The sequence below is a fragment of the Polymorphospora sp. A560 genome (genome assembly GCF_045781765.1).
Taxonomy (GTDB): Bacteria; Actinomycetota; Actinomycetes; order Mycobacteriales; family Micromonosporaceae; genus Polymorphospora; species Polymorphospora lycopeni.
Map to the genome: position 1 here is coordinate 505,748 of NZ_CP122282.1, position 26,534 is coordinate 532,281.

Annotated in this window: 25 protein-coding genes and 2 pseudogenes; 17 read left to right on the top strand and 10 right to left on the bottom strand. The window is 69.7% G+C overall.

What is annotated here, in order from left to right; genetic code table 11:
- The first annotated feature begins 26 nt into the window (after positions 1-26).
- Positions 27-737, top strand: a complete 711-nt coding sequence (locus QCD66_RS02370) for a MerR family transcriptional regulator (protein WP_375733549.1) — start codon at positions 27-29, stop codon at positions 735-737.
- A 66-nt stretch (positions 738-803) separates the two neighbouring features.
- Here the strand turns inward: QCD66_RS02370 and QCD66_RS02375 are convergent, their stop codons facing one another.
- Positions 804-1,340: a GNAT family N-acetyltransferase gene (locus QCD66_RS02375; RefSeq protein WP_375733548.1), complete on the bottom strand. Its 537-nt coding sequence runs from the start codon at positions 1,338-1,340 to the stop codon at positions 804-806.
- Between the two features lie 127 nt (positions 1,341-1,467).
- On the opposite strand from QCD66_RS02375, the pseudogene QCD66_RS02380 reads away from it, so the two are divergent.
- From QCD66_RS02380 to QCD66_RS02410, 7 genes and pseudogenes are all read left to right on the top strand, one after another.
- Positions 1,468-2,103, top strand: a pseudogene (locus QCD66_RS02380) (MFS transporter); the annotation flags it as partial.
- Positions 2,102-2,809 (top strand): annotated as a pseudogene (locus tag QCD66_RS02385) (MFS transporter); the annotation flags it as partial. The pseudogenes QCD66_RS02380 and QCD66_RS02385, both read left to right, overlap by 2 nt.
- Positions 2,751-3,200, top strand: coding sequence for an AAA family ATPase (locus QCD66_RS02390; RefSeq protein ID WP_375733547.1), 450 nt, complete (start codon positions 2,751-2,753; stop codon positions 3,198-3,200). The pseudogene QCD66_RS02385 and the gene QCD66_RS02390, both read left to right, overlap by 59 nt.
- Positions 3,201-3,306: 106 nt before the next feature.
- Complete coding sequence (locus QCD66_RS02395; protein WP_375733546.1) at positions 3,307-3,951, top strand: hypothetical protein; 645 nt, start codon at positions 3,307-3,309, stop codon at positions 3,949-3,951.
- Positions 3,948-5,057: an XRE family transcriptional regulator gene (locus QCD66_RS02400; protein WP_375733545.1), complete on the top strand. Its 1,110-nt coding sequence runs from the start codon at positions 3,948-3,950 to the stop codon at positions 5,055-5,057. Before QCD66_RS02395 ends, QCD66_RS02400 begins: the two co-directional genes overlap by 4 nt.
- 438 nt (positions 5,058-5,495) lie before the next feature.
- Positions 5,496-6,812 (top strand): ISL3 family transposase, encoded by a 1,317-nt coding sequence (locus QCD66_RS02405; RefSeq protein ID WP_407566963.1) that lies wholly within the window; start codon positions 5,496-5,498, stop codon positions 6,810-6,812.
- A gap of 245 nt (positions 6,813-7,057) precedes the next feature.
- Positions 7,058-7,807, top strand: a complete 750-nt coding sequence (locus QCD66_RS02410; RefSeq protein WP_375735548.1) for a GntR family transcriptional regulator — start codon at positions 7,058-7,060, stop codon at positions 7,805-7,807.
- 181 nt (positions 7,808-7,988) lie between these two features.
- Here the strand turns inward: QCD66_RS02410 and QCD66_RS02415 are convergent, their stop codons facing one another.
- On the bottom strand, positions 7,989-9,629 hold the full coding sequence (locus tag QCD66_RS02415) for a pectate lyase (protein WP_407566980.1): 1,641 nt from the start codon (positions 9,627-9,629) through the stop codon (positions 7,989-7,991).
- Between the two features lie 395 nt (positions 9,630-10,024).
- Between QCD66_RS02415 and QCD66_RS02420 the strand changes: the two genes are divergently transcribed.
- Positions 10,025-10,705 carry a CatB-related O-acetyltransferase gene (locus tag QCD66_RS02420; protein WP_407567229.1) on the top strand — a complete coding sequence of 227 codons (681 nt, stop codon included), beginning with the start codon at positions 10,025-10,027 and terminating at the stop codon, positions 10,703-10,705.
- Positions 10,706-10,751: 46 nt separating this feature from the next.
- Here the strand turns inward: QCD66_RS02420 and QCD66_RS02425 are convergent, their stop codons facing one another.
- Positions 10,752-11,204 carry a hypothetical protein gene (locus tag QCD66_RS02425; protein WP_375735546.1) on the bottom strand — a complete coding sequence of 151 codons (453 nt, stop codon included), beginning with the start codon at positions 11,202-11,204 and terminating at the stop codon, positions 10,752-10,754.
- Positions 11,205-11,459: 255 nt separating this feature from the next.
- Here QCD66_RS02425 and QCD66_RS02430 point away from each other — a divergent pair, with 255 nt between their 5' ends.
- Together QCD66_RS02430 and QCD66_RS02435 are read left to right on the top strand one after the other, a co-directional pair.
- On the top strand, positions 11,460-12,074 hold the full coding sequence (locus tag QCD66_RS02430) for a matrixin family metalloprotease (RefSeq protein ID WP_357538461.1): 615 nt from the start codon (positions 11,460-11,462) through the stop codon (positions 12,072-12,074).
- On the top strand, positions 12,061-12,669 hold the full coding sequence (locus QCD66_RS02435; RefSeq protein WP_375735545.1) for a hypothetical protein: 609 nt from the start codon (positions 12,061-12,063) through the stop codon (positions 12,667-12,669). Before QCD66_RS02430 ends, QCD66_RS02435 begins: the two co-directional genes overlap by 14 nt.
- Positions 12,670-12,793: 124 nt before the next feature.
- Here the strand turns inward: QCD66_RS02435 and QCD66_RS02440 are convergent, their stop codons facing one another.
- Positions 12,794-13,450, bottom strand: coding sequence for a RidA family protein (locus QCD66_RS02440; RefSeq protein WP_407566981.1), 657 nt, complete (start codon positions 13,448-13,450; stop codon positions 12,794-12,796).
- Between the two features lie 120 nt (positions 13,451-13,570).
- Positions 13,571-15,751, bottom strand: coding sequence for a sigma-70 family RNA polymerase sigma factor (locus QCD66_RS02445; RefSeq protein WP_375735543.1), 2,181 nt, complete (start codon positions 15,749-15,751; stop codon positions 13,571-13,573).
- 441 nt (positions 15,752-16,192) lie between these two features.
- Between QCD66_RS02445 and QCD66_RS02450 the strand changes: the two genes are divergently transcribed.
- A complete protein-coding gene (locus QCD66_RS02450; protein WP_375735551.1) occupies positions 16,193-18,040 on the top strand; it encodes an ABC transporter ATP-binding protein in 1,848 nt (615 codons plus the stop codon).
- Positions 18,041-18,076: 36 nt separating this feature from the next.
- Positions 18,077-18,919 (top strand): class I SAM-dependent methyltransferase, encoded by an 843-nt coding sequence (locus tag QCD66_RS02455; RefSeq protein ID WP_375735541.1) that lies wholly within the window; start codon positions 18,077-18,079, stop codon positions 18,917-18,919.
- Between the two features lie 12 nt (positions 18,920-18,931).
- On the opposite strand, the gene QCD66_RS02460 is transcribed toward QCD66_RS02455, so the two are convergent.
- Both QCD66_RS02460 and QCD66_RS02465 read right to left on the bottom strand, forming a co-directional pair.
- Positions 18,932-19,255 (bottom strand): hypothetical protein, encoded by a 324-nt coding sequence (locus QCD66_RS02460; RefSeq protein WP_357540495.1) that lies wholly within the window; start codon positions 19,253-19,255, stop codon positions 18,932-18,934.
- 194 nt (positions 19,256-19,449) lie between these two features.
- Complete coding sequence (locus tag QCD66_RS02465) at positions 19,450-20,142, bottom strand: TetR/AcrR family transcriptional regulator (RefSeq protein WP_375735540.1); 693 nt, start codon at positions 20,140-20,142, stop codon at positions 19,450-19,452.
- A gap of 114 nt (positions 20,143-20,256) precedes the next feature.
- On the opposite strand from QCD66_RS02465, the gene QCD66_RS02470 reads away from it, so the two are divergent.
- A complete protein-coding gene (locus tag QCD66_RS02470) occupies positions 20,257-21,222 on the top strand; it encodes an NAD-dependent epimerase/dehydratase family protein (RefSeq protein WP_375735539.1) in 966 nt (321 codons plus the stop codon).
- A 92-nt stretch (positions 21,223-21,314) separates the two neighbouring features.
- Positions 21,315-21,971, top strand: coding sequence for an ABC transporter permease (locus tag QCD66_RS02475; protein WP_375735538.1), 657 nt, complete (start codon positions 21,315-21,317; stop codon positions 21,969-21,971).
- A 76-nt stretch (positions 21,972-22,047) separates the two neighbouring features.
- On the opposite strand, the gene QCD66_RS02480 is transcribed toward QCD66_RS02475, so the two are convergent.
- Entirely contained in the window at positions 22,048-23,982 is a 1,935-nt protein-coding gene (locus QCD66_RS02480; RefSeq protein ID WP_357540486.1) for an Ig domain-containing protein, read from the bottom strand.
- Positions 23,983-24,553: 571 nt separating this feature from the next.
- On the opposite strand from QCD66_RS02480, the gene QCD66_RS02485 reads away from it, so the two are divergent.
- Positions 24,554-24,901 carry a hypothetical protein gene (locus QCD66_RS02485; RefSeq protein ID WP_375735537.1) on the top strand — a complete coding sequence of 116 codons (348 nt, stop codon included), beginning with the start codon at positions 24,554-24,556 and terminating at the stop codon, positions 24,899-24,901.
- A gap of 49 nt (positions 24,902-24,950) precedes the next feature.
- A complete protein-coding gene (locus QCD66_RS02490) occupies positions 24,951-25,463 on the top strand; it encodes a hypothetical protein (RefSeq protein WP_375735536.1) in 513 nt (170 codons plus the stop codon).
- 30 nt (positions 25,464-25,493) lie between these two features.
- Here the strand turns inward: QCD66_RS02490 and QCD66_RS02495 are convergent, their stop codons facing one another.
- On the bottom strand, positions 25,494-25,919 hold the full coding sequence (locus tag QCD66_RS02495; protein WP_375735535.1) for a DUF6924 domain-containing protein: 426 nt from the start codon (positions 25,917-25,919) through the stop codon (positions 25,494-25,496).
- Entirely contained in the window at positions 25,916-26,470 is a 555-nt protein-coding gene (locus tag QCD66_RS02500) for a hypothetical protein (protein ID WP_375735534.1), read from the bottom strand. The genes QCD66_RS02495 and QCD66_RS02500 overlap by 4 nt, the downstream gene beginning before the upstream one ends.
- Between the last annotated feature and the right edge of the window lie 64 nt (positions 26,471-26,534).

Here is a 26,534-nt window from a genome sequence, read left to right on the forward strand (position 1 = left end):
TGGGAGATCCGCTGAAGTCTCAAAACGTGGGGCACGGCCGCCCGGCCGATCTGGGGCGGGCGTACGGCATCTCGGCCCAGACGGTCCGCAACTACGAGCACGCCGGGGTGATCCCGGCCGCGCGCCGTACCCCGAGCGGCTACCGCGTCTACACGCCCGTGCACGCCGGCGCGCTCGGCGCCTATCTGGCGCTGATTCCGGCGTACGGGTACGCGACCGCCGGAACGATCATGCGGGCGGTCCTCCGGGATGACCTCGACGCCGCCTTCCAGGTGATCGACGCCGGCCACGCCCAGCTGGCTGGGGACCGGGAAACGCTCGACTCAGTCGAGGCCGCCATCGACGTACTCGTCGGCACCCCGGCCGCGCGGCGCCCGGACCGGCCGCTTCCGGTCGGCGCGGTCGCGCACCGGCTCGGGGTCACCGCGGCGACCCTGCGCAAGTGGGAACGCGCCGGCATCCTCACCCCGCAGCGGGACCGGGCCACCCGGCACCGGGTGTACCAGGCCGACGACGTACGCGACGCCGAGCTCGCCCACCTGTTGCGGCGGGGCGGCTATCCGCTGGCCCACATCGCCACGGTGCTGGAACACGTACGCGGCGCCGGTGGCGCCGAACCGCTGGCCAGTTCGCTCGCGGACTGGCGGCGACGGCTCGCCGGCCGGGGCCGGGCGATGCTGACCGCCGCCGCCCGCCTCGACGCTTTCCTGTGCCTGCCCGACGAGTCGGCCACATAGGCTGTGACCGGGCCGGATGCCTGCCCGACGAGCCGACCACATAGGCCGTGACCGGCCGGAGTGCCGTCAGCCGGCCGGTGCGGCGATCCGGTAGAGGACGTGGCGGCGTACCGGGCCGTCGGGAATGTTCGGGTGGTCGAAGTCCCCGTCGGGGTCGCGGGTCATCCCGATCCGCCGCATGACGGCCTCCGACCGCTGGTTGCCGACCGCGGTGAACGCCACGATCTCCGGCAGGGCCAGGGTCTCGAACCCGTACGCCAGGCAGGCACGGGCGGCCTCGCTGGCGTATCCGTGTCCCCACGCCGTACGGCGCAGCCGCCAGCCGGTCTCGACGCCGGTGAACGGCATGTTGGCACGGATCGGGTTCAGGCCGGTGAACCCGATGAACTCACCGGTCGCGGCGACCTCGACCGCCCACCAGCCCCAGCCGCGCTCTTCCAGGCCGGCCTGGAAGAGGGCCACCGCGGCCGTGCTCTTCTCGCGGGTCTCCACGTTCGGGAAGAACTCACGCACCTGCGGGTCGGCGTTCATTTCCGCCCACGGGTCCAGGTCGGAGTCGCGCCAGTGCCGTAGCAGCAGTCGTTGGGTTCTCAGTTCTCCCATGCCGGCACTTTAGCTTCCGTGATCGCGACAAACCGGGTGGCGCGGCCGCACCGGGCCCGCGATCCTGGTGACGTCGCTCGATGCCGTGCCCACCCTCGACCCGCAGGAGGCGTCCGTGACCGACGAGGTGGCCGCCCCGCCGGCACCGGCCCGCCACGGCGGCCGGGGGCCGGCGACGACCTCGGAGCGGCGCGGCCGGGCCGGCATCGGCGTCCTTGTCACCGCCGCCGGTGCCGACGCCGTCGCGATCGGCGTGATCCTGCCCGCCCTGCCGTTCATCGTCATCGCGATGCACGGCGGCGCGTTCGGGCTCGGCACACTGCTCGCCGCCGCCAGCGTCGCCACCCTGGTCGCCGCCCCGGTCTGGGGCGCCCTCGCCGACCGGTACGGCACCCGACGGCTGCTCCTGGTCGCACCACTCGTCGCCGCCGCCGGCCATGTCGTCTTCGCCTTCTCCACCAACTATCCGACCCTGTTCGTCGGCCGGGTCGTCGCCGGCCTCGGCGCGGCGGTGGCGCTGCTCGCGCAGACGCACGCCGCCCGGATCGTCGCCGACGCCGACCGGGCCGGCGTCATCGGACGGGTTACCGCCGCACAGGGCGTCGGCAACATCGTCGGCCCGGCGCTGGGCGGCCTCGTCCTGTCGTACGGAACCATCGCCGTCGGGCTCACGGCCGCGGCCGGACCGCTGGTCGCCTGGCTGCTCACCGTCTTCCTGCTGCCGGCCGCCGAGCCCCGGCCGGCCGGCCGCCCGACCCGGCCGGCAGCGCCGGCTGACCGCCCGACCCGGCCGGCAGCGCCGGCTGACCGCCATGGTCACGGCCCTGCGCCAGCGGCGGCTGCGCCGGACCGCCACCGCGATCCTCGTCGGGTGGCTCTGCTTCACCGGATACGCCACGGTCCTGCCGGTCGAACTCGCCGACCGGCTGGCGATCACCGCCGTTACGTACGGGGTGATCATCGCGATCAGCGGCGTGGTCGCGGTCGTCGTCCGTGGCCTGCTGCTCGGCCGCCTGGTCAGGACGTTCGGCGAAACCCGGCTGATGGTCGGCGGCGCGGCGCTGATCGCCGCGTCGATGCTGCTGGCACCGGTGGTGCCGGCCGGGTGGGCGGTTCCGGTGCTGCCGCTGACCTGGGCGCTGGGTGCCTCGGTCCTGTTCCCGTGCGCGGTCGCCGAGATGAGCCGGCTCGCCGGCCCCGACTCGGTCGGGCTGGCCATGGGGGCGGCGGCGATGCTCGCCGGCATCGGTTCGGTCGCCGGCCCGCTCGTCGCCGGAACCGTCCGGACATTCGTGTGGGCGCCGGGGCCGTTCGTCGCCGGTGCGGCGCTGATGCTTGCCGTCGCCGCCCTGGTCGGAACCCGGGCCCACGGTCCGGGCGCCGCCGCCGGCGGCTCAGTAGAGTCACCGGGTGGCGCGGGTGCTGGTGACAGGGATGTCGGGCGCAGGCAAGAGCACGCTGCTGGCTGAGCTGTCGCGGCGCGGCCACGAGGTTGTCGACACCGACTACAGCGACTGGACACTGCCGGACGGCGACTGGGACGAGCCGCGTATGGCAGCTCTGCTCGCGGGGCGGGCCGAGGTCGTCGTGTCGGGAACCGTGGCGAACCAGGGCCGCTTCTACGACCGGTTCGACCACGTCATCCTGCTGACCGCACCACTCGAGGTCCTTCTCGACCGCGTCGCGGCGCGTGCGAGCAATCCGTACGGGAAGACGGCCGAGCAGCGGGCGGAGATCGAGCGTTACGTGGGTGAGGTGGAGCCTTTGCTCCGTCGTGGTGCCAGCATGGAACTCGACGGCCGCCGTCCCGTCACGGAACTGGCCGACATCGTCGAGCGGCTGCTCACCACGACCTCCTGAACGGCGTGTCGCCCGCTTGATTTCTGGAACATCAACTGGGGAATCGGCTAGATTTCTCGCCATGGGTCTGCTTTGCGACGCGGTTGCGGTACTGGACGACAGGGGCGTGCTCAAGCCACTGGGTGAACTGATCCGCCAGGTGTACCGGCGAGCCGCCGACCGGCACGAGCCGGAACTCGGCGACGACGCGATGAGCTTCGGCACCACCGTATGGCGGAACCTGGCCAACCTCGGCAAGGCCACCTTCGACGGCGTCGACGGCGTACGGGTCCGGCTGGAGGACAACTCGCTGGAGATCCTCTGCGCCGGATACGTCGTCCGGCTCTACTCCATGCAGGGCGGGATCGAGTCGATCCGCTGGGAGGGCAGCGAGGTCCGGCTCGGCGGCGCGGTGGAGAACAGCCGCGACCGGCAGCTCGCCTTCGACGACGAGGGACAGAACCCGGAGGTGTTCGCCGGGGTGGTCCCGCCGAAGCGGCACATCCGCATCGCACACACCGGGGACATCACGACCGGAGAGGCGACCGCGTACATCGGGCTGCCGAGAGACAACCGGGACGGCGGTTCGCCGTGGTTCGAGGTGACGCTCTGGTTCGGCGAGGCCCCGACCGTCGGCACCCCGCTGCCGCTCGTCGTCGCGCAGGACGCGGTGCCGGGGCAGAGCTACGACGAGCTGCCGCTCCCTGAGCTGTCGATCGAGGCCCTGCGGCCGGCCGGCGTGGCCGGCCGTACCGCCGGTCGGCTGGCGTGACGGACGGACCGCGACCACCGGTACCCGCCACCGTGGCCGTCGCGGCGTTCGAGCCGCACGCCCTCGGGCTGGCCCGCCGCTGGCGACGGATGCGCAAGAACGAACTGGCCCGGCAGATCGGCGTCACCGCGGCCGCGGTCAGCCAGTACGAACTCGGCCAGGCCCGCCCGTCGTCGGCGGTGCTGGCCCGGCTGGCCCTGGCGCTGGGGATGCCGGTCGAGTTCTTCGCCGCCGGCATCCCGACGCCGGCCACGGCCGGGCACGCGCACTTCCGCAGCCTGCGGGCGACCAGCCAGGCGGAGCGGGATCAGGCGGAGGCGTTCGGCGAGATCGCCTGGCGCGTCGTCGAGGTCGTCGGCCGGCACCTGCGGCTGCCCCCGCTGCGGCTGCCGCACCTGGACCTGCCGGAGCCGACGCGGGCGGAGGACGTACGGGCGGCGGCCGCGGCGGCCCGGGAGGCGTTCGACCTCGGTGCCGCGCCGGTGCCGCACGTGGTCCGGCTGCTGGAGGCGTACGGGGTGATCGTGCTGGCCCTGCCGGACGTGTCCGAACGCGTCGACGCTTTCTCGCACTGGTACGGCCAGCGGCCGTTCGTCTTCCTCAATCCGGCGAAGAACGACAAGGCTCGGTCCAGGATGGACGCCGCGCACGAACTGGGACACCTGCTGCTGCACCATGACGCCGAGCCGGGCAGCCAGATTCTGGAACGGGAGGCGACCGCGTTCGCCTCGGAGTTCCTGGCCCCGAGCCAGGTGCTGGCGGAGGAACTGCCGGCCCGGCTCGACTTCGACCGGCTGCACGAGCTGAAGCGCCGCTGGGGGATCAGTCTGAAGGCGCTGGTCTACCGGGGGCACGACCTGGGCGTGTACCGGGAGCACACCTACCGGCGGGGGATGGGCCTGCTCGCCCAGTGGGGATATCCCGAGCCGGGCGACCTCGGCCCCCGCGAACAGCCGTCACTGCTCGGCAGAGCCGTCGAGCTGCTCGAACGGCAGAAGGTCTCGGCCGAGAGCCTGGCGGCGCGGGCGGGGCTGCCACCGGCACTTGCCCGTACGGTCTTCGACGCCGCCACCGAACACGTACCCGAACTATTATTCAATAACTAGCCGAATAGTAAGAGAGTCGGTCTGCTCGGCTAAGCATGGGTTACTGCTCAGTGCTCCACTAGACGCTGAAATTTCCACCTGAACATGTAGGCGTTCGGGTGCCTCTGTTGCCGTTGGTGCGGCATCGACCGTGCGAGGGAGCACATGCCGGCCTCGCCGGCATGTGCTGTTTCCCTCGGCAACGTTCGAACATTCGATGGTTGTGTCAGAGTGATGCTCAATCCGTTGGCGCCGTCGTTCCCACAGGGCAAGCAGTAGAAAGGTGGCTCCAGCAACAAGGCCACTGGTGGGCCCGAAGTGCTCTACGCCTAGATCAAGAAGGCTCTTCGAACTTGGGCGGGGTTCGTGGCTGAGCCGACCCGAGCGTGAGGGGCTCGCAGCTCATCGGTGATCATCTGAGTGTCTAGTTCGGATGGTCACAAGTGAAGAGCTGCGAGCATGGTCAACGATACGACCCGGCTGCTGGGCCTGGACGGCCTGGTCGTCGAGCGGGTCGAGCTGGATGTCACCGGTGTTCCGGTGGTGGACCTGTCCACCGGTTGTGAGCAGGCACGATGCTGCCCGCAGTGCGGGCAGCGGGCAGTGCGGGTGAAGCAGTGGACCACGACCCGGCCGCGGGACCTGCCGGTAGGTGGCCGGGCGGTACGGCTGCGCTGGCGCAAACGTCGCTGGTACTGCTCGACGTCAGGCTGTCCGCGTAAGTCGTTCACCGAGCAGGTGGCACAGGTCCCGGCCCGTGTCCGGCTGACCAGCCGGCTGCGGCAGGCGGCCGGGGCGGCGGTCGCCGATGCGGGTCGCACGATCGTGCAGGCCGCCCGGGACCACGGGATCTCCTGGCCGGTCGTGGCTGCCGCGTTCACTGCCCACGCGAAGCGGGTGTTGCCGGCCGAGCCGGAGCCGGTCGCGGTGCTGGGTATCGATGAAGTTCGCCGCGGCAAGCCGCGCTGGATCTGGGACACTCCCGCTGGTTCGTGGACCGTGACTGCGGACCGCTGGCACGTCGGCTTCTGCGATCTGTCTGGCGGTCAGGGACTACTCGCGCAGGTCGAAGGCCGCACTACGGCGGCGGTGACCGGCTGGCTGACCGCTCGCCCGCCGGCTTGGCGTGAGCGGGTCCAGGCGGTGGCGATCGACATGTGCACCGTGTTCAAGTCCGCGATCCGGCAGGTGTTGCCGCACGCGGTGCTGGTCGTCGATCACTTTCACGTCGTGCAGCTGGCCAACCGGGCGGTCACCGAGGTCCGCCGCCGCATGACCCTGATCCAGCGGGGGCGCCGCGGTCGCGGCAGCGACCCGGAATGGCGGATGCGGAACCGGCTGACCCGCTCGGCCGCCCGTATGCCCGGCAAGCACGTCGACCGCCTCGTCGACACCCTCGATGCCCTCCCGGCGGCGATCGGTGCTCCGATCCTGGCCGCGTGGAACGCGAAAGAGGACCTGCTCGACCTGCTCGCGACCGCCCGCACCCAGCCGAACAGGGAACACGTCCACCGGCTGCTGTACCGCTTCTACGCCCGCTGCGCCGCCTCTGACCTGCCCGAACTCCACCGGCTCGCCACCACGATCGAGACCTGGTGGCCACAAATACTGGCGTTCCTGACCACCGGCATCACCAATGCCGGCTCGGAAGGAACCAATCGGGTTATCAAGACCGTCGCCCGCGATGCCTACGGCTTCCGCAACCCCGAGAACCAGCGCCTACGGACCCGCACCGCCACCACCCGCCGACACCGCGGACACCTCAACCCCGCTTAATTTCGAAGAGCCATCAAGAAGGCGGCTTACTGCATCCTGGGACCAGATCTCGACTGAGTTAGGGGCGATCGGACCTGTAGCGTCGGCGGACTCAAACATGGAGCCACTCCACTTCAACCCGTCAGCAAGGGAGCACCTAGGCCACCAAGTCCACTTGGTCCGCCATATCGACCATGATGCCCGCGGGGGCGAGTCAGGTCAACCCCTAAGTGGACTTAGTCCACCAAGTGTGTAACCATGGCGGCATGAGGGAGCCTGAGTATCGCCGCGTGGCAGCCGACCTCCGAGCCAAGATCGAATCGGGAGAGCTCGCACCAGGGCAAGTCATTCCGAGCGAGAGTGATCTGATGGCTCAGTACGGAGTGGGTCGAAATACCGTGCGTGCTGCAGTGTCCGAACTCGCGGCGGTAGGCTTGGTCGCGGGGCGGCAGGGTAAAGGTCGATACGTGCGCCAGCCCGATGTTCTCAGGGTGTGGGGTGCTCGTGTCCGGGATTCGGGACGCGAGTCCGACGCTGGATTGGTTGATAAATGGACTGAGGACGTGAGTGCGCAAGGGCGCATTCCGGGGCAGGTAATTGAAGTTCACCTTCTCGTGGCAACCGACGAAATCGCTCAACGGCTCCAAGTTTCGACGGGGGAGCCGGTTGTGGTGCGGCGTCGGATTCAAACAGTCGATGGAGACCCGTGGCGACTCAGTGAGACATACTTCCCTCTCGATCTTGTGGCGGGGACGCGCATCTTGGAGCCGGTCAATATCGAAGAAGGAGTTGTTCGCTATCTCGCCAACTTGGGGCAGAGAGTAACTTTAAACAAGGATGAACTGAGCGCGAGAATGCCTACTGTCGATGAGGCCCGCATACTTGCACTTGCTGTCGGCACTCCGGTCCTTGTGCAGCTAAGGACGGCCTATGACGGTGCTCATGCTGTTCGCACAAGCCGTGTAGTGACCCCTGGTGACCGCGTGCGCCTCATCTATGAGATGAAATCTTCATAGCTTGATCGGCGCCCGAATCGAGCCTTTCGCGCCCGCAGACACGACCTCCGGCCTTCGAATAGGGCAATCCGCGTCCACCACTGGCGGGCGGATGGCGCGGAACCGTCACAGCGACATGCTGGAGGAGGCCGTCGACCGAAGTCGGTCAACGGCCTCCGCCTCGTCTTCATCTGCTGCGGAGTCAGAGCCTCCCTGCCCCCGCGCCCGCGGTGACGGATGCCTTCACGGTTTCGACGTTGTCGGCGGTGTAGCCGTACGGGAGAGCGGCGACGGAGCCGTTGGTCTCGCACGGTCCGGAGTTGGTGAGCGAGTTGCCGCGCGCGACCAACCGTCCCGGGTCGGAATCCGCGTATCCGCTCGCCGACCAGCACGCTTGCCGCACGTTCTCGAAGACGTTCGCCTCGACGAGCAGTCCGGCGTTCTCGAGCGAGGCGATGGCGTACGAGTCGGCGTTGTTGTTGACGTTCGAGTAGTAGTTGTTGAAGACGTGGACGGTCTCGCCGAACCGTACCCGGGGGCTGCGTTCGAAGGTCCGGTCGAACCAGTTGTGGTGGTACGTGACCCGCAGGTGGCCGATGTCCTGGCCGCCGTTGCCGTCGGAGTGGCCAACCAGTGAGGTCTTCCAGTGGTCGCGGATGACGTTCCACGAGACGGTGATGTAGTCGCTGCCCCGGGTGATGTCGATCATTCCGTCGTAGAAGTCGGGGTGGTTCTCGATGGTGCTGGACAGGGTGTTGTGGTCGATCCAGACGTGGGTGGCGGTTTCGATCCCGATCGCGTCGCGGCCGGGTACCCCGCGGATGTTCATGTTCTGAATGATCACGTTCGCCGGGGACATGTCCTCGATGGCGAGGGTGGTTCCGGAGATGCCGGAGTTGGCGCCGACGCCCCGGATCGTCTTGTTGGCGGTGATCTCGACGGTGCCCGAGCCGGTGAGCATTCCGTTGACGAGGATGGTCCTGGTGCCCTCGGTCTGTGCCTGGGTCCGGAAGTCGGCGAAGGTGCTCACGGTGACGGTGGGGCCGCCCGCTCCGCCGGTGGTGCCACCAGCCTGTGTGGCCCATCCGATGATTCCGCTGGGCGAAGGCGGCGGGGTGGTCGGCGGTGGGGTGGTGGGTGGTGGCGTCGTGGGTGGTGGCGTCGTGGGTGGCGGGGTCGTCGGCGGGACGGTCGTGGGCGAGGTGGTCGGGCTTGGTCCGGCCGCATCGGTCGCCAGTACGTCGTCGAAGGAACCTGCGGCGTAGTTGGCGACGAGCCCGGCCCGCCCCGTGGAGTAGGAACCGTCCGATGCGGACACGACCGGGGTTCCGTTGACCGACCCGACCAGCGAACCGCCGGTCGCGCTCAGTGACAGCGTGTACCAGGCGCCGGTGGACGTCGGGAACGACGCCGAGGCCAACGTGGTTGCCGCTCCCTTGCGGATCTGAACGGAGTTGGGGGTGAGCACGAGCGCGTAGAAGTTCGACGCGCTCTGTACGCGGGCCGCCACGCCGATCCCGCGTGAGGTCGCGCCGCCGAAGGTGTTGGCCCGGACGTTGGCCGTCACCGTGGCGGTCGACCACGAGGTGGAGCCGCTCAGCGCCTTGGCGCTGGCGCTGGTGCTGGACTGCGAGTAGGCGCCGGACGATACGGACCAGGTTCCGCCCGAGGTGCTCCAGCCGTTGGCGTTGCCGTCGTCGAAGTTGTCCGACAACAGGGTGGCCGCGTTCGCGGTCGCGCTGACGGTCAGGACGAGTGCCGTGACGGCGGCGCTGGCGCCCGCCGCCAGGGCGATCCGGGTACGCCTACCCGGTCGGTGGGGTGTGTGTCGCGCTTCCTGCACTGTGAGCCTCCCTGCGATGGAATGCGCTTTCCCGTCAACATAGAAAGGCATACTCAAAGCCGTCAATGGGTACCATTTGCAGCTTTGTTGCATTGAATTGGCTGAAATGCCAAAAGCCGGCTCGTCGGCCGGCTGTCATATGGGAAGCTATCGCCGGGTTTGGGACGGTCCCCGGACTCTCCGCATTCGCAGGATTGGCGCCGATCCTATGGCAGCCACTACCCGTCCACCAGTCGCATCCGGAATGCGGGCCGCCAGCCCGATGTCGCCCCAGACCTCGCCCCGGCCACCGGAAACGGCGTTGATCCACCCGCCGGGGCAGCGGATGCTGGTTGTGCCCCCGGCCGCACGGGTACGTGATGTACGCCCTGACCCGGCCGGGCGGCCGGCAGAGCATGGACCGCGAAGGAGACGTACCGGTGATGCCCGACCCGACGACCGTCCACCCGCTCCCGGCGCACCAACGTGTCGTGTTCCTCAAGCCGCTGGTCACCACACCGAAGATCGTCGTGGGGGAGTTCACGTACTACGACGACCCGGACGGTGCGACGGAGTTCGAGCACCGCAACGTGCTGTACGGCTACGGGCCGGAGAGGCTGGTCATCGGGAAATACTGCGCGATCGCCGCCGGCACCCGGTTCCTGATGGCCGGAGCCGAACATCCCACGATCGGCGTTTCCACCTTCCCGTTCACCATGTTCGGCGGCGAGTGGGCCGAGAAGACCCTCGACATCATCACCGGCATGCCCAGCCGGGGCGACACCGTGGTCGGCAACGACGTCTGGATCGGTTACCAGGCCATCGTCATGCCGGGTGTGCGGATCGGCGACGGGGCGATCGTCGCGGCCGGTGCCGTGGTCACCGCCGACGTGCCGCCGTACACGATCGTCGGCGGCAACCCGGCCCGGACGATCCGGCAACGCTTCGACGACGCCGACATCGACCGGTTGCGGCGCGCCGCCTGGTGGGACTGGCCCGTCGAGCTCGTCACCGAGCACGCCCGCACCATCATGGCCGGGACGCCGGCCGACATCGAACGCGTCGACGTCGAGCGGCGCCAGCGGTCCAGCGGATGACCCGCCGGGGGTACGGCCCGTCTCGAGGCCGGGCGATGGCCGGCGATCAGTGCCAGCCCGTGCATCCGTCGGTGCGGTAACTGTCGTCCGTGGTCCAGATGATGAAGCAGGCCCGTACGTACTGCCGGAAGGACCACATGTTGGTCCACTTCTGCCCGCCGCCCGGACCGCCGCCGAGCTGTTCGGTGCCACCCTGCACCTGGAGCACGAAGCCGCACGGCCGCCACATCGGCAGGCAGTCGAGGCCGGTGGTCCGGGCCCAGGCGGCGTCGCAGTTCCTCGACCGGCGCAGCTCCAGCAGCACGCCGGCGAGGTACGGGTCGGAACCGTTGTAGTAGAACGAGGCGAGATTCCCCGACGACGTGTCGTTGCACTGTTTGGCGCCGGGATCCTGGCCGTTGCAGCTGGACTGGTGACACAGCGCCGCCTGCGCCGGGACGGCGATGCCGATGCTCATGAGTAGGCCGGCGAGAATGGCCGCCAGCAGTCTGCGGTTCATCGCTTCTCCTCGGGGCCGTCGATGTGGGCCAAGGCCGACGGTACGGTCGTTCGCCCCGCCAACGGAGATCGCTTGCAATCCTCGTCGTGGCCCGCAATCGAGCACCGGGCGCCGTCGTGGCGATCTCCGTGCAGATATCGTCAAACGTCTATGTTGACGGAGGGGTGTGGGCTCCCTACCTTCGGTCAGTGCGGGTGCCGCCAGACCTGCTGGCGACAAAAGACTGACTGCTCCGAAACGAAGGAGGCAGGCGGAATGCGAATCAGTCCAACCGGTCCAGGCCCGAACAGGGCCGCCACGAGACCCAAGACCTGGCGGCGGGTGGTCGGCCTGGCCACCGCGGCGCTGCTGGGGGCCCTGTCGATCGTGGCCACCCAGCAGAGCGCGAACGCCTACGCGTTCATCGGATGCAAGTGGAACACCTCCGCGGTCCGGTACTACGTACCGTCACCCCTGTTGTCGTTCCCGACCTGGCTCAACGCCGGCGACTCCTGGGCCGGCCTCGATGCGACACTGACCTGGATCAACTCGAACGTGCACATCCACGCGACGAACGAGAGCCGCGGCAACACCGTCGTCTGGACCGGCGTGACCCGCAACCGGGGCACCGTGCAGGACCCGCCGCCCTGCCCCGGCGGCATCTTCACCACCGGCCAGGTCGAGGTCGTCCTCAACTGGACGGCGATCAGCGGCTACAGCAACGCCCAGAAGCAGGGCGTGGCCGCCCATGAGTTCGGACACGCGCTCGGCCTGGCCCACACGACGACGCTGCCGGTCAAGCTCATGTACCCGTACGACAGCAACCGGCACAGTGCCGGCGTCACGACCCCGCAAAGCGACGACAGGGCAGGCATCAATGCGCTCTACTGACCGGCCGCGAATCGGCGTACTCGCCACCGCCGTACTGATCGCCGCCTCCCTCACGGCCTGCGGCACCCCGGAGCGGGCGGACTCCCAACTGCCCCGGTTCGACATCGAAGGCACCCGGGCGCACATGTACACGTCCGTCCAGGAACTCGCCGACAAGGCCAGCGCGATCATCGTCGCCACACCCACGGGCAAGTCACACAGCCGGCCACTACCGCCCGAGCACGGCGAGCCCGACTCGGCGCCGACCCGCTACGTCAAGATGACCGTCACCAAGGTCGTCCAGGGCACCCTCGACGCCCGCGAGATCGACCTCGTCAGCCCCGGAGTCGACCAGACCACCGGCGACCTCGGCCTGCTCTCCGGCGGCCCCTTCCTGCTCTTTGTCACCCCCGCCATGTACGGCCCCGACGACCCTGCCCGCGGCTACGTCGTGGTCGGCGGCCCGGCGGGCGTCTACGCCAAGACGACCGGCGCCACCGCGTTCCAGAAGGTCGACGTGGCCAGCGGGTCCCTGCCGGCCACCCTGCGCGACACCCCGCAGGACCTGCCCGCCATCACCAAGACCGAGGCCCAGCTCCTGCGCGAAGGGCCGTAGCGACCGACCACGGGTGCCGCCCGCCGGGCCGACGTACGGTCGGGCACGGCCGGGCGGCACCACGGCATCCGGCCGCGTGCCGTCGGCTCCGGCCGTACCCCATCGCCGCCTTTCCGACCACGAGTCAGTCATGGTAGGCGAATGTGATCTCCAGTTCGACGCAGATGTTGTGCGGCAGTCGAGGGTGTGAGAAGGCCGTCCGGGTATGCCCACCGCGCTCGCCGAGGACGTCGGTGAACAGCAGGGAGGCCCCGTCGAGGACCATGGGCTGATCCCAGAACGTGTCGGCGGAGGCCACATGCCCGGCCACGTGCAGCAGGCATTCCAGCCGTTCGAAGCCGTCGAGGGCCTGATACAGGCGGGCCAGGGCGTTCAGCCCGGCGGCGCGGGCGGCCTGCTGGCCGTGCCGGGTGCTCAACTCCGCACCGACGCGTCCGGTCAAGGCGTCAGGTCCCGACCCGGAGACCTGGGCGGCCAGAAACCCCATGCCGTTGTGCAGCCGGTACGGCAGGTACGCCCCGGCCGGCGGCGGCGGATCCGTGGGAAGGCGCAGCCCCAGTTCGGTCAGCCGGGCAAGGGCTTCCTCGGTGAACGTCACTGTCTGGATCCCCCTGAGTGTGCGACGACGCGGCGGGAAGCCGTGCAAGGTCATCGTCCCGAACGGCTGGCCTGCACCCTGCGCGACAGGCTCGCCAGCCTCGATCGTCCCTGATCGCGTCCAGTGGCCGTGCTGGGCGGCACGGCGTGGCGCGGCACCGCCGTACGCCTGGGCGTCCACCATCGACCAGGCCGTGGCAGATCTCGTGGCCCGAGGCGCTCCCGGCGGCAGGAGGCCGCTGTGGGAGCGTTTCCATAGGAGTGCACATGGATCGGGAACCTGTAAAGAAACAGCAGCCGGCCCTCAGGAGGCGGACATGTCCGCCCCGATGCCGCTACGGCTGCTCAGATAGCTGGTCGGCGGCAGCTTCCCGTCCGGTGGCCGGGCGCCCTCGGCCGCGGACGCGTCCGTCGACCGGAACTCCGACCGGGTCCACTGCCCACCGTCCCAGGAGTTGCCGTCCGGCGTCACACCGGACCCGACCCGCACCGCACGCTCGTTGTCGACCGCCAGATTCCGGCGTGCCGTGCCGGTGGCGTCGGTGAGGTCGAAACCGGTTCCGTCGTTGTCGAAGGCCGTGTTGCCGATCAGGCTCAGGTTTCCCCGATTGGCCTCGACACCGAAGCCGTGTCCCCGGTTGCCCCACGCCGCATTGCCGTGGACCCGGTGCCCCGACGACGATGTCAGCTCGCCGCCGCCCAGGGAGAAGCCGTACCCGTTGCTCCGCCAGCCCGACACGCCCCAACGGTTCTGGCCGTTGCCGTACGACCAGTTGCGTTCGACGGTCAGCGGGCTGTCGAAGGCACCGAAGTCGAAGCCGTCGTCGGCGTTGTGGAACGCCCGGTTGCCGCGCAGCACGTTGCCCTCGCCGGCGCCGAACTTCACCCCCAGTCCGATGCCGACGCTGCCGGTGCCGCCCGGCTCGTGGTTACGGAAGAAGTCGCTGTCGAGCACCTGGTTGCCGACGGTGCCGGGATCACGCAGCAGCAGCCCCGACCTGGCATTGTCGTGCATCGACAGCCGCTGGAAGGTGGTGTGCGAGCAGGCACTGCACACCCAGGCATGACTGCGCGAACCGTGGACCTCCAGATCCTGCACGGTCCAGAAACCCGTCTGCTGGGTCACCGCCCACTTGTCGGCGGGCACCCCGGTCGCGTCCAGTATCGGCCGCTCGTCCCGGTAGGCGCTCAACACGATCCGCCGGGCGGCGGCACCACTCGTGCGGATCTCCACCGGCCGGGTGAGACGGTACGTACCGCCGCGCATCGCGATCGTCTGCCCGGGCCGGACGACCTCGACCGCCCGGTTCAGGGTGGCGAAGGGCCGCTCCAGGCTGCCGTCGCCGCCGTCGCTGCCGTCCGGCGCGACGTAGATGTCGGCGCTGGTCACCCCGGTGACCACACCTCCCGGCCCAGGTGTCGCCGGCGTCGCGCCCGCCGACGGCCCGGCGGATCCCGGCGTCGGGGTCGGCGCCGGCGCGGCCACCACCGGGCCCGGCCCGCCGGGCGCGGCACCCACGACATCGTCACCGGGCCCGGTGGGGGAGACGTGGACGGCGAACATGATGGCGCCGACCGCCAGCGCGACGACCGCGCCCGCCCCGACCACAACCTTCTTCGACAGGGCAGCCTGCACACCGGAGCCGCCACCCGTCCCGGACGCCAGCGCGACAGGTGTCGCCAGGTGTGCCTCCACCGCCGCCCGCACAGCCGCAGCGGCCGCGACCGACAGCGGCAACGGTGCCAGGCCGTACAGCAGTTGCTCCGGCGGGACCAGCCCACCGCCGATCCCCGCGCAGAGCTGGCAGTCGCGTACGTGCCGGACGAACCGCTTGCGCCACAACGGCGACAACGAGTCGTCCCAGGACCGGGCGAGCGCGTCCAGTTCCGGGCAGCGGGGTCGGTGCCGCAACGCCGCCACCACCGTACGTACGGCCGCGAGCTGAGCCTTCATCCGGTGCAGCCGTACGGCGGCATGCCGCTCCGTCAGCCCGAGTGCGGTCACCACCTCGCCCCGGCTCAGCTCACCGGTCGCCTCCTGCCACCACAGGGCGAGCAGATGGCGGTCCTCGGCATCGAGCCAGCGGGTCGCCTCGGCCAGCTGCCGGCGCTGCCCGCCCAGCACGAGTTCGGAGACCGTCCGGTCGACGAAGTCGCCGGCCGGATCCGGAACGTCGTCGGCCGAGTCCTGGAGGGGCAACTCGACCCCCCGGCGCCCGCGCCAGTATTCCTGGACCTGCCGGTAGGCGATCGACACCACCCACGGCCTGAACCGGTCGGGGTCACGCAGGTCGGGCAGGCCACGGACGACCCGCAGCATGCACTCCTGGACCACGTCGTCGACGTCGGCGTGGCCGTTCAGCGCGCGACCGATCACGTTGTAGACCAGCGGAAGATGGGCGGTGACCAGCTCCGCGACGGCGGACCGGTCGCCGGCCTGGGCGGCGACGACGAGCGCCTCGGTAGCAGCCTCGCCGTTCCGCACCGCCGCACTCCCTCGCACACCGTCCGTCAAGGGCGGCGCATCTCTGGCAGCATGGCTGCGGCGAGCGGGCCGGAAGCGGACAACACCGGGTCGGCCATCCATCCCGACCGATGGGGATCGTACCAGTGCCCATCGTCGACGGGACCGTGCGAATTCCGGTTCAGAGTCCAGGGCCGAGGGCCCGCCCGCGAACCGCGACCGGTCGCCGGGGACGCTCCGTGGCAAGCATGGTTTGGGACGTTGGACGGTTCTGGCGCCTGCTCGACATCCCTACATCCCGGTCTTCCCAATCCTGGACCGCATCGACAGTCTCCGAGGTGGGATCGCGATGAGGGGGTTCATGTGACGGCACCGACGACCAAGGCGAAGATCCACAGTGACGGGGGGCCGGATACGGGCGGCGGAGATTCGCAGGTGTCGGTGTTGCCGGAGCTGCGGGAGATGTGGTGGGAGTCCGGGATACGGGCCCGCGCCGATGCCGGGGTGTTCGCGGTGTTCGCGGAGCTGCCGCGGCTGGTGGTGACGGCGTTGGCGGTCGCGTGGCGGGCGGACCGGTTCCGTACGTCGGTGGTCGGTGTCGCGACCGTGGGGGCGGGGGTGATGGCGGCCTTCGGGCTGCTGGCCACCCAGCGGGTGCTGGTGGAGTTGTTCACCGGCGGCCCGACCCCGGACCGGGTCGCGGCGGCGTTGCCGGCCCTGGCGGCGCTGGCGGCCGCGACCGCGGTGCGGTCCGGGCTGGGGATCGCGACCGGGTACGCGCAGAACGGGTTGACGCCGAGGGTGGACCGGGAGGTCGAGCGGGGCCTGTTCGAGGTGACGACGGCGGTGCGGCTGGACGCCTTCGACGCGGACGCGTTCGCCGACGAGATGGAGCGCGCCTCGCGCGGCACGGACTCGGCGATCTCGCTGGTGCAGGGAGTGATGAGCCTGCTCGCCGGAGTCGTCGGCCTACTCGCGGTGGCGGTCGCGGTCGTGATCATTCATCCGTTGCTGCTGGTCGCACTGCTGGTGGCCACCGTGCCGGGCGGGTACGCGGCGTTGCGGGCCGGCCATCTGCGCTACCAGACGTTCCTGGCCGGGTCGGTGCGCCGCCGCCGGTTGTGGCTCCTGCACCGGCTGATGGCCGAGCGGGCGACGGCGCCGGAGTTGCGTTCGTACGGCCTGCGCGGGTTCCTGCTCGACCAGTACGACCGGGTCATGGGGGTCGAGACCCAGATCCAGCTCGCCCTGGCCCGCCGGGTCACCACGACCACCGCCGTCGGTGCGGTGGTCGGCGGGATCGCGACCGGTGGCGTCTACGTCCTGCTCGCGGTGCTGCTGCTAAACGGCCGGGTCCCACTGGCGGCCGCGGCGACGTGTGTGATCGCGGTCCAGGCGGCACAGCGGGCGCTGGCCACGGTCACGTTCCAGGTCGACCGGATCTACACCGAGGGCCGGCATTTCGGTGACTACACCGGCTTCATGGACCGGGCCGCCCACCACCTGCCCGACCCCGCCGACGCCGGCCGGCCCGAACCCGGCCCGCTGGAACAACTCACCATCCGGGGCGTCAGCCTGTCCTACCCCGACCGGGACGAGCCCGCCGTCGACGACGTCACCCTGACCGTCCGGGCCGGGCAGACGGTCGCGTTCGTCGGTGAGAACGGCTCCGGCAAGACCAGCCTCGCCGCCGTGATCGCGGGACTCCGCGCCCCGACCGGCGGCGGTGTCGAATGGAACGGCACCCCGCTGCACGGCTGGGATCCGGAAGCGCTGCGGGCCAGGATCGCCGTGGTCACGCAGGAGTACCACAAGTGGCCGTTCACCGCCGCCACCAACATCGCCATCGGCGACACCGGCACCGCGCCGGACCAGGCCCGGATCGAGGCCGCGGCCGTACGGGCGGTCGCCCACGACATGGTCCGCGACCTGCCGCACGGCTACGAGACCCTGCTCGACCGGACCTTCGCCGGCGGCCAGGACCTCTCCGGCGGCCAGTGGCAGCGGATCACCGCCGCCCGCGGCTTCATGCGCGACGCCGAACTGCTGATCATGGACGAGCCGTCGTCCGCCCTCGACCCACGCGCCGAGGACGCCCTTTTCCAGGCCATCCGGCACCGGCAGGGTAAGGCGACCACGATCCTGATCACCCACCGGCTGGCCAACGTCCGCCACGCCGACCACATCTACGTCCTGGACCACGGCACCCTGATCGAGTCCGGCACCCACGACCAACTCCTCGCCGCCGGCGGACACTACGCCGAACTGTTCACCCTCCAGGCGGCCGGCTACCGCGCCGCCACGGCATAGGGTGCGGACAATCAACCCTTCCCGAGTGGAGTGCACATGCCCGACGGCTGGCAATGGGACCGGACCCTGTTCCGTGGCAGTGCCGCCTACTACGACCAGGGCCGTCTGCCGTACGCGCCAGGGTTCGCCGACCGGCTCGCCGACACGCTCGGGCTGGACAGGAGGGGCCGGCTTCTCGATGTCGGTTGCGGTCCTGGCACGGTCACCCTGGCGCTTGCCGGACACTTCGCCGCGGTCGTCGGCGTCGATCCGGACCCCGACATGCTGGCCGAGGCGCGCCGCCGTGCGCGGCGGATCGGCGTCGACAACGTGCGCTGGGTCGAGGCCCGCGCCGAGGATCTGCCGGCGGATCTCGGTGTGTTCCGGGCGGTGCTCTTCGCGCAGTCGTTCCACTGGACCGACCGCGACCGGGTGGCCGCGACCGTGCTCGACATGCTGGTGCCTGGCGGGGCGTTCGTGCACATGAGCGACCACAAGGAGCCGCCGTCGCGGCCGGTGCCGCTGCCGCACCCGGCGCCGCCGTTCGAGCGGATCCGCGCGCTGGTGCGCGACTACCTGGGCGAGGTGCGCCGCGCCGGCCAGGGTGTGCTCGTCAACGGCACGCCGGGCCGGGAGGATCTGGTGCTGGCGCGGGCCGGATTCGAAGGGTTCCAGCGGTTGATCGTGCCGGCCGGCGAGGTTGTCGAGCGCGGCGCGGACGACGTCGTCGCATGGGTGTTCTCCCGATCGGACTCGGCACCGCACCTGTTCGGCGACCGGCGCGACGAGTTCGAACACGACCTGCGTGGGGTGCTGCGTGACGCGTCGCCCGACGGGGTCTTCGCCGAGCGGTTGCCGGATACCGAGATCATGGTCTGGCGTAAGCCGTCGGTCGTGTGACAGTGCTCAGCGTCAGGACACGATGTCGCCGTGGATGAGGACCTTGTCGCAGTAGATTTCCACCTGGGTCAGCTTGAGGCTGAACGTGCCGCTGGACCTGATCTTGAATTCCCACTTGTGGGTCACGCCGTTCAGTGCGAACGGGAAGCGGTAGTTCGCGGTGTCCCAGCCCATGGATTTCTTGACGGACTGGCCGTTGACCTGGGCGCCGGATGAGCCGGCGGCCGAGATGGAGAAGGTCAGCGGCGTCGCGTCGGGGGCCGCGGACTTGGCCCTGATTCTGACGACGTACAGCGATGGACTCTTGACGATGTTCTCTACTTCGAAGTCATTCATCGCCGCACCCCGAGGGTTGATCGTGATGAGCCCCGCCCGCATCCAGACAAACACCGGTTGTCGGGGCTGTCAACGAGGGGCGGACGCGACGATCCGCCGATTCGCCCACAGTGGATGATCGGGGAGACGTGCCGGCACCTTCGGCTGTGGCCGCGGCCGGATCGGCCGTTGTCGCCGCGGGTTGCGGATCAGGGTCAGGGTAGGCCGATCAGGTCGCACATCCGGCGCATCTGGTGGTCGAAGTACTCCTCCCGGGCCCCGATCACGCCGTCGAGCTGGCCGAAGAGTTCGAAGCTGACGGCGCCGAAGCAGTGGATCCAGCCGGTGGCGCCCCGGGCCAGCAGGGCCTCGGGAAGTCCGGCGAAGAGGCCGTCGCGGACGGCGGCCAGGTCGGCGTGGACCGGGCCGGGCAGTCCATCGGGGCCGGGATCGGCCAGGGCGCCGACGGCGAAGCCGTCGACGAGGATCCCGATCAAGGTGGCCGGGGTCCGGGCGGCCGCCACGGTGGTCTCCCGTGGAGCGGCGTAGCCGGGAACCGGGCTGCCGAAGAGCAGGGCGTACTCGGCGGGGTGGGCCAGCGCCCAGCGGCGTACGGCGTGGCAGACGGCGAGCCATCGGCCGCGCAGGTCGGCGCGGTCGGTGACCCCGGCGTCGCCGGCCGCCGCGGCATCGCCGAGTGCGTGGTAGCCGTCGACGATCAGGGCGGTGAGCAGTTCGTCCCGGCTGGGGAAGTAGCGGTAGATCGCCGACGACACCATCCCCATGTCGCGGGCGACGGCGCGCAGCGAGAGGTTCGCCCCCTCCGCGGCGAGGTGGCGGCGGGCGATCGTCTTGATCTCGTTGATCATCTCGGCCCGGGCCCTGGCCCGGATGCTGGCGGCAGGCATGTCAGAGAGTGTCGCACACATTCGAGAGCACTGCTCTTGACGGCTGGGGCGTGCATGGGTGAGCATTGGTCTCGTTAGAGAGCACTGCTCTCAAATGCTGAAGGGAGACCTCCAATGGCCGTATACCTGATCGTCGGCGCAGGCATGGTCGGCTCGACCACCGCGCGACAGCTCGCCGAACGCGGCGAGCAGGTCCGAATCGTCAGCCGCTCGGGCCGAGGCCCGACCCACCCCCTGGTCGAGCGGATCGCCGCCGACGCCACCGACGCCGACCGGCTCGGCGAACTCGCACAGGGCGCCGCCGCGATCTACAACTGTCTCAACCCGGCCTACCACCGCTGGCTCACCGACTGGCCGCCGATGGCCGCCGCGCTGCTCACCGCCGCCGAGCGCTCCGGCGCCCCCCTCGTGATCGCCGGCTGCCTCTACGGCTACGGCGAGGTCACCGGCCCGATGACCGAGAACAACCCGCTCGCCGCCACCCATCCCAAACTGAAGATGCGCGCCGACATGTGGGGTGACGCCCTCGCCGCCCAGCGGGCCGGACGGATCCACGCCGTCACCGAGGTACGCGGCAGCGACTACCTCCAGGCACAGTCGATCTTCAGCTTCGTGATGGGTAAGCCACTGCTCGCCGGACGCCGCGCCTTCGTCCCCGCCCCGCTCGACGTGCCGCACACCTGGACCTCGATCAACGACATGGCGGCGATGCTCGTCACCGCCGCCACCGACCAGCGGGCCTGGAACCGCGCCTGGCACGTACCCAGCGCGCCACCGCTGACGATCCGGGAACTCGCCACCCGCTTCACCGGCGCGATCGGGGCGCCCGCGCCGAAGCTCACCACGATCCCCGACCCGATCTTCCGCGCCACCGGCTTCCTCTCCCCGATGCTGCGCGAGCTCCGGACCACGGCGTACCAGTTCGCGCGGCCGTTCGTCATGGACTCCACCGCGGCCACCACCACCTTCGGCCTGCGCCACCAACCACTCGACGAGGCACTGCGCGAGGCGGCCACCCTGCTCGGCGGCATCCCCGGCACGACCACCGGAACTCCGCAAGCCCGCCCGGCCACCGCCTGACCCCCCCGCGCCGACGACACCTGCCCCGGACGTCACCCGGCGCGGTCCGGCTCCGCCCAACGCCCATGCCGAGCCCTCACCGGAGGTTCACCATGTCCACCGCCACCATCGTCCCCACCGTCGTCGCCGGCACCACGAGCCACCGCCGTACCGGTCAGATCGACAACCGCTTCGTCTACGCCAGCTTCGCCCTCGCGTACCTGGTCGGACACGGTGCCGCCGCCCTCTCCCAGGGAACCGACCCACTGGTGAACCTGCCCGGCTGGCTGCCGATGACCCTCCTCGCCACCGGCATCGTGGCCGGCTCGGTCGCCGCCACCGTCGCCTCCACCCGCGCCCAACGGAGCGCCCCCGCAGCCGAGGCCCTGTCCGGCAAGCTCCTCGGCATCGCCTGGGTTACCGGCTTCACCGCCCTCTTCCTCGCCATAACCGGCCTGGCGAACACCCTCGACATGCCCGAACTGCAAACCGTCCTCTGGCCGACCGGCTCCGCGTTCGTGGTCGGGCTGATCTACCTCGCCGAGGGCGCCGCCCGCCGGAACGTACTGCACTACACCCTCGGCAGCTGGCTCGCGCTGATCTCCACCGCGTCGCTCTTCCTCACCCTCGGCAGCTGGCTCGCGCTGATCTCCACCGCGTCGCTCTTCCTCGGCACGCCGGGCCCCTTCTGGATTCTCGCGATCGCCGGCGGCGGCGCCTACGCCATCGCCGCGATGCTCGAAACCCGCCGCCTCGCCACCCGGGACTGACCCACATACCCGAAACGCGGTGGTCCGCTGGACCACCGCGTTCGAGGTACCCGGCCGGGACGGCGCCGCACCCCCGTCAGCTGAAGGCCTTCACCTCTAGCAGGCCCACCGAAAGGTTCGGCGCACTCTGCAGCGACACCCGCAACCGGGTGGTGTTCACCGCCGGGAACGTGACGGTGTTGTACTGGTCAGCGGCCACCGGGTATCCGCTGGCACCGGGCACGTCGACGTAGGAACTGCCGTTCCAGTACTGCAACCGCCACGACGCGGGCAGGTCGACTCCCTGGTTGTCGTCGAAGAAGTACACCTGGGCCTGGCGGAGCGTCTGCGCCGACGACCAGGTGAGTTCGGCCCACTGCTGACCCTGCTCCGGCCAGGTGCCCCAGCGGTTGCCCTGGTTGGGGGCGCCGCTGTTGGAACTGGTCGGGTCACCACCGGTGTTGATGGCCGCGCAGCTCTCCCACGACGAGGTGAACGAGCACGAGGCGGTCGCCTGCGGGGCGAGGTTCCCGCCGCCACTACCGCCACCGACGGTGAGCTGGAACGTACGGGTCACCGGGGTGCTGAGACTGTCGTAGTCGCGCAGCTCCACGGTGAACGAGTAGGTGCCGGCCGTGCTCGCGGTGCCGCTGATCGCGCCGGTGAAACGGTCGAGGCTCAGGCCGGCCGGCAGCGCGCCGCCGACGACCCGCCAGTCGTAGAAGGGCACACCACCCTTGGCCACCAGCGTCTGCTGATACGCCTGCCCGGTCGGGGCGTTGGGCAGGCTCGTGGTCACGATGGAGGGAGCGAGGAACGGCGTGAGGTTGCGGTTCAACGGCCACCCGGCGTTCTCGGCGATCAGCAGCGCCAGCTTGGTCAGCATCCACCGGCGGGTCGGGAACAGGTGGGTCCAGCCGCCGCTCTGGCCGCTGAGCCGGTCCCAGTACGCGGAGCCGCCGGGGACGTGGTAGCTGCTGTCCAGCGGCACGGTCCGGCCCTGGTATGCGATGACCTCCTGGTCGTTGGCGCCACTGGTGTTGACGTAGTTGCGCATGCCGGCCCAGTCGCTGTGGAAGGCGACCGCGTGACCGTACTCGTGCATCACCAGGCCGTGGACGTCGAGCACCGAGCCCTGGATCTCGGTGCGGTACCAGTCCTCGTCGGCCAGCGAGGTGAACAACTGCTTGCCGGCCTCGTCGTACTCGAAGATCATCGCGGTGGAACGGTGGATCGGGCCGGGCAGCTGCTGCCCGTTACGGGTGTGGTAACGGCCGTTGCGGGCCGGATAGCCGGTCGAGTACGGCGTCTGGATCCCGCGGAAATACACCCACATGCCGTTGTAGGCCGCGTTGTTGGTGACGTTGACCGTGTTCTGCCAGTCGTTTCCGGGCAGATGGTTGGGCTCCGCCCCGGACGCCACGGTGTCGAAGGGTTGCAGGTCGAAGAACCGGAACCAGTCCTTCACCCCCTCCTCGGCGGCGGTCCGGAAGGCCGGGTTGTTGAAATAGCCGGTGATGTTGTCGTACCGGTAGTCGAAGACGATCGGGATGGTCGGCTCGAGCGCGGTCTTCTGGTCCTGCTGGACCCGGATCGGCATGGCCTGGGTGTACGTCGTGTTGTTTCCGGCCCGGACCGTCAGCCGCAGTGTGTAGAGCTCGTCCTGCCCCGGGCCACGTTTGGAGTGGATCGCCAGCTTGAAGGTCTTCTGCTCGGCGGAGTTGGCAAAGGTCAGCCGCTTCGTCGCTCCGGTCGCCGTGAGCTGACTCGGTAGATCCATCATCAGCCGGGAGGTGCCCTCGGCCTTGAGATCGATCGTCACCGGAAACGGGACGTCCGTCGGTGGCCGCACGGTCAGTTCGATGTACGGGTTGGCCAGGTAGCCCTCCCAGTCGACGAGTTTGACGCCGTAGTCGTTGACGGTTCGGCCGAACCTGTCGACCACGGTGGCCGTGCCGACGGCGTGGGCCGGTGTCGCGATCAGCAGGGAGGCGAGCAGAACGAGCACCGCGGGCATGATGGCACGTCTCATGTCGAACCTCGGTTTCCTGATGTCGGTGAGCGCCACTGCTGCGCTGAAGCAGCGCCCGGGGGGACGAGAGAAAGTGCGACGGGGGGCGGTGACCGCACCCGTCACGAAGCCGGTGGCATCTCCAACCGCCAATGCGCCTTGTGGAAGTGCCGAGGTTCGCCCCGCGACCCGGCCAGTCGGGTCACGGCTGACGGGCCCAGAGCTGAGGGACCACCGTCGCGGCCGGCCGGTCGGGAACCCCGCGGTTCAGCGGTATGGCCACGGCCATCGCGACGACGGGCGCGGGCGGGACGACCGCCGGCCCTGCGGGGAGGGTGCCAAGGCCGGGAGCCACCGGTACGGCCGTCGGCTGCCCGGACCGGGCTGCCATCCGTCCACATCAGACCCTCAGTGGGCGCGAGGTGGCGGAGAGGGCGAGGAGGATGGATCTCGGACGGCGTCACCATGGGCTCCCGGGTCGTCAGATCACAAGGTGGTGTGCCTTGCTACGGGTGCCCGGAACCGTCGCGGGAGAACAGTAAAATATTAATCGACGTACGTCAAGGTTGCCGGGGGGGGGAAGATCAAGGACATGGGGCGCAGAACTGCCGACTGGACGTGGTCGAAGGTCGACACGATTCACCGAGACGATGACACGACGGATGCTGTCGCGTGTGACGGCCAGATCCATTCCTACCGTTACCGCTCCTACTTGCCGTCCGACAGCTTCTACGAGCGCTGCGTCGGCTTGGCCTGGTGCTCGATGTGCCGCGAATACTCCGGCGCCATGGTGTTCGTACCGCGCGGGGAAACCCTTCCGGACCCCCTTGCCGACCTGCCGGCCCCGGAACGTGAGCGGCTCACGCGAAGCGAGGTCAGGCTGCTCGACCATTTGGACCGCCTCGTCCGGCGGGGAACCTGGCCGACACGCCAACCATGACCAGGGAACGCCCCCGGTCGATCCCGATCCGCATCAGGAGCGTGGACTGTTGAGCGACGCCGACCTGAGCACCTGGGCGATCAACCGGCTCGAGGCACATACGCGCGCATTGCGCAGCGGCGACCCTGCGTTGGAAGCGGTTCGAATCGTCGCCCAATCCAAGGTTTACCACTCCGCCGAGGACCGGGACACCCGCCTACGCTGGGCACTGCTTGCCCTGAACGCCAACCAGCGGCTGCATGACGACAGCCCGTGGGCGAAAGCCAGGATGCTGGGTCATGCCTTCACGCTCCGTACCTGGGTCATCGAGCACTTCGACCCGGGCACCGACCCGACGTGGGATCCGGAGACCCTGGCTACGGACACTCTCCTGGCGCTCGGCGCCGACCCTGCCGAGGTCCCAGCCGTCGACTGGCGCGGGCTTCCCGTCGAGGAGATCGGACGGCTACGCCGGTACAAGAATCTGACCGCACACCTTGACCGGCTGATCAGCTATCTGCCACCAGGCGCGACCAAGGACGAACTCGCTGCGTGGATCCAGGTCCGGGGCCGTCTGCCGTGATCCGGGATCCCTGCGAGAGCCTCCGAGAGATCAGAACCCTCGAAATACCCCGTCCGGGTTCGCTGCCCGCTCGAACTCGACGTAGTCCATGTTCGCGAGCGACAGGTTGTTCTGGATCGCCTGCACCTGGCGGGGCACCGTTCTGAACGGTCCGGCGTCGACTCCGGTGTTGAGATTGACAACGAGAAGAGCGTGGTCGGGCGCCGCCATGGCCACGAGATCGGCGACGAACAGGACCGGATGTCTGTACTCCCATGGGTAGGCCGGGAGGTACCGCGCCGCGATGGCTAACCCATCCAACCCCGCGAGCGTTCGGTTCTCGACGAATTCGACATCGGCGCCGAATCCTTCCTCCGTCGCGGCACCGATTTCCCTCACGATCCACTGCCAGGCACGATCGTGGTCGAAATCCGCGCGGACGACGGGAACACTCCACGTCTCCGGGAGACCGGTCATGGCCGCGGGCTGTCGAGTGGATCCGACAGGCTTGCCTGACGACGCGCACGAACTCGCCGCAGCAGCCTGGCCAGGATCACGGGTAGCAGATGCAGCACGACAATGAGGACGATCGTCAGCGTGGCGATCTGGCCGATCGAGAGTCCTTGCAGCGCCAGCACCAACCCCGCGCATGCGCCGCTGAGCAGCGCGTTCAGTGCGACACGCCGCGCGGTCCCGCGCGTCGACATGTCCGCGTCGGGCTCGGCGGTACGCAGCCTCATTGTCTTGACCATCGCCGCGACCGCGATCAGGACGGCAAACTGCAACGCCCAGAAGGCGGTCATCCCGACGCTGGCGTCACTGGTCACCGACGGCGCGGCGACGGTCGTAACTGCGAACACGATGAAAGCCGGCGGCCAGGTGAAGACAGCGGCGGCCGCCGCTGCCAGTGCGACTCTTCTCGGCAGACTGGGCTGCGGCTGGACCTGTTGTCCGATGCGGGCGATCACCTCGTCGGAGGCCCATACCAGCTTGCGGGTCGAACGCGGGTCGGGCGTCGGGCGCGACATGCGGGCAAGCCTAGAGCGCGCGATCCGCTGCCAGGTAGGCAGGCAGCGCCGCGAGACTACTGTT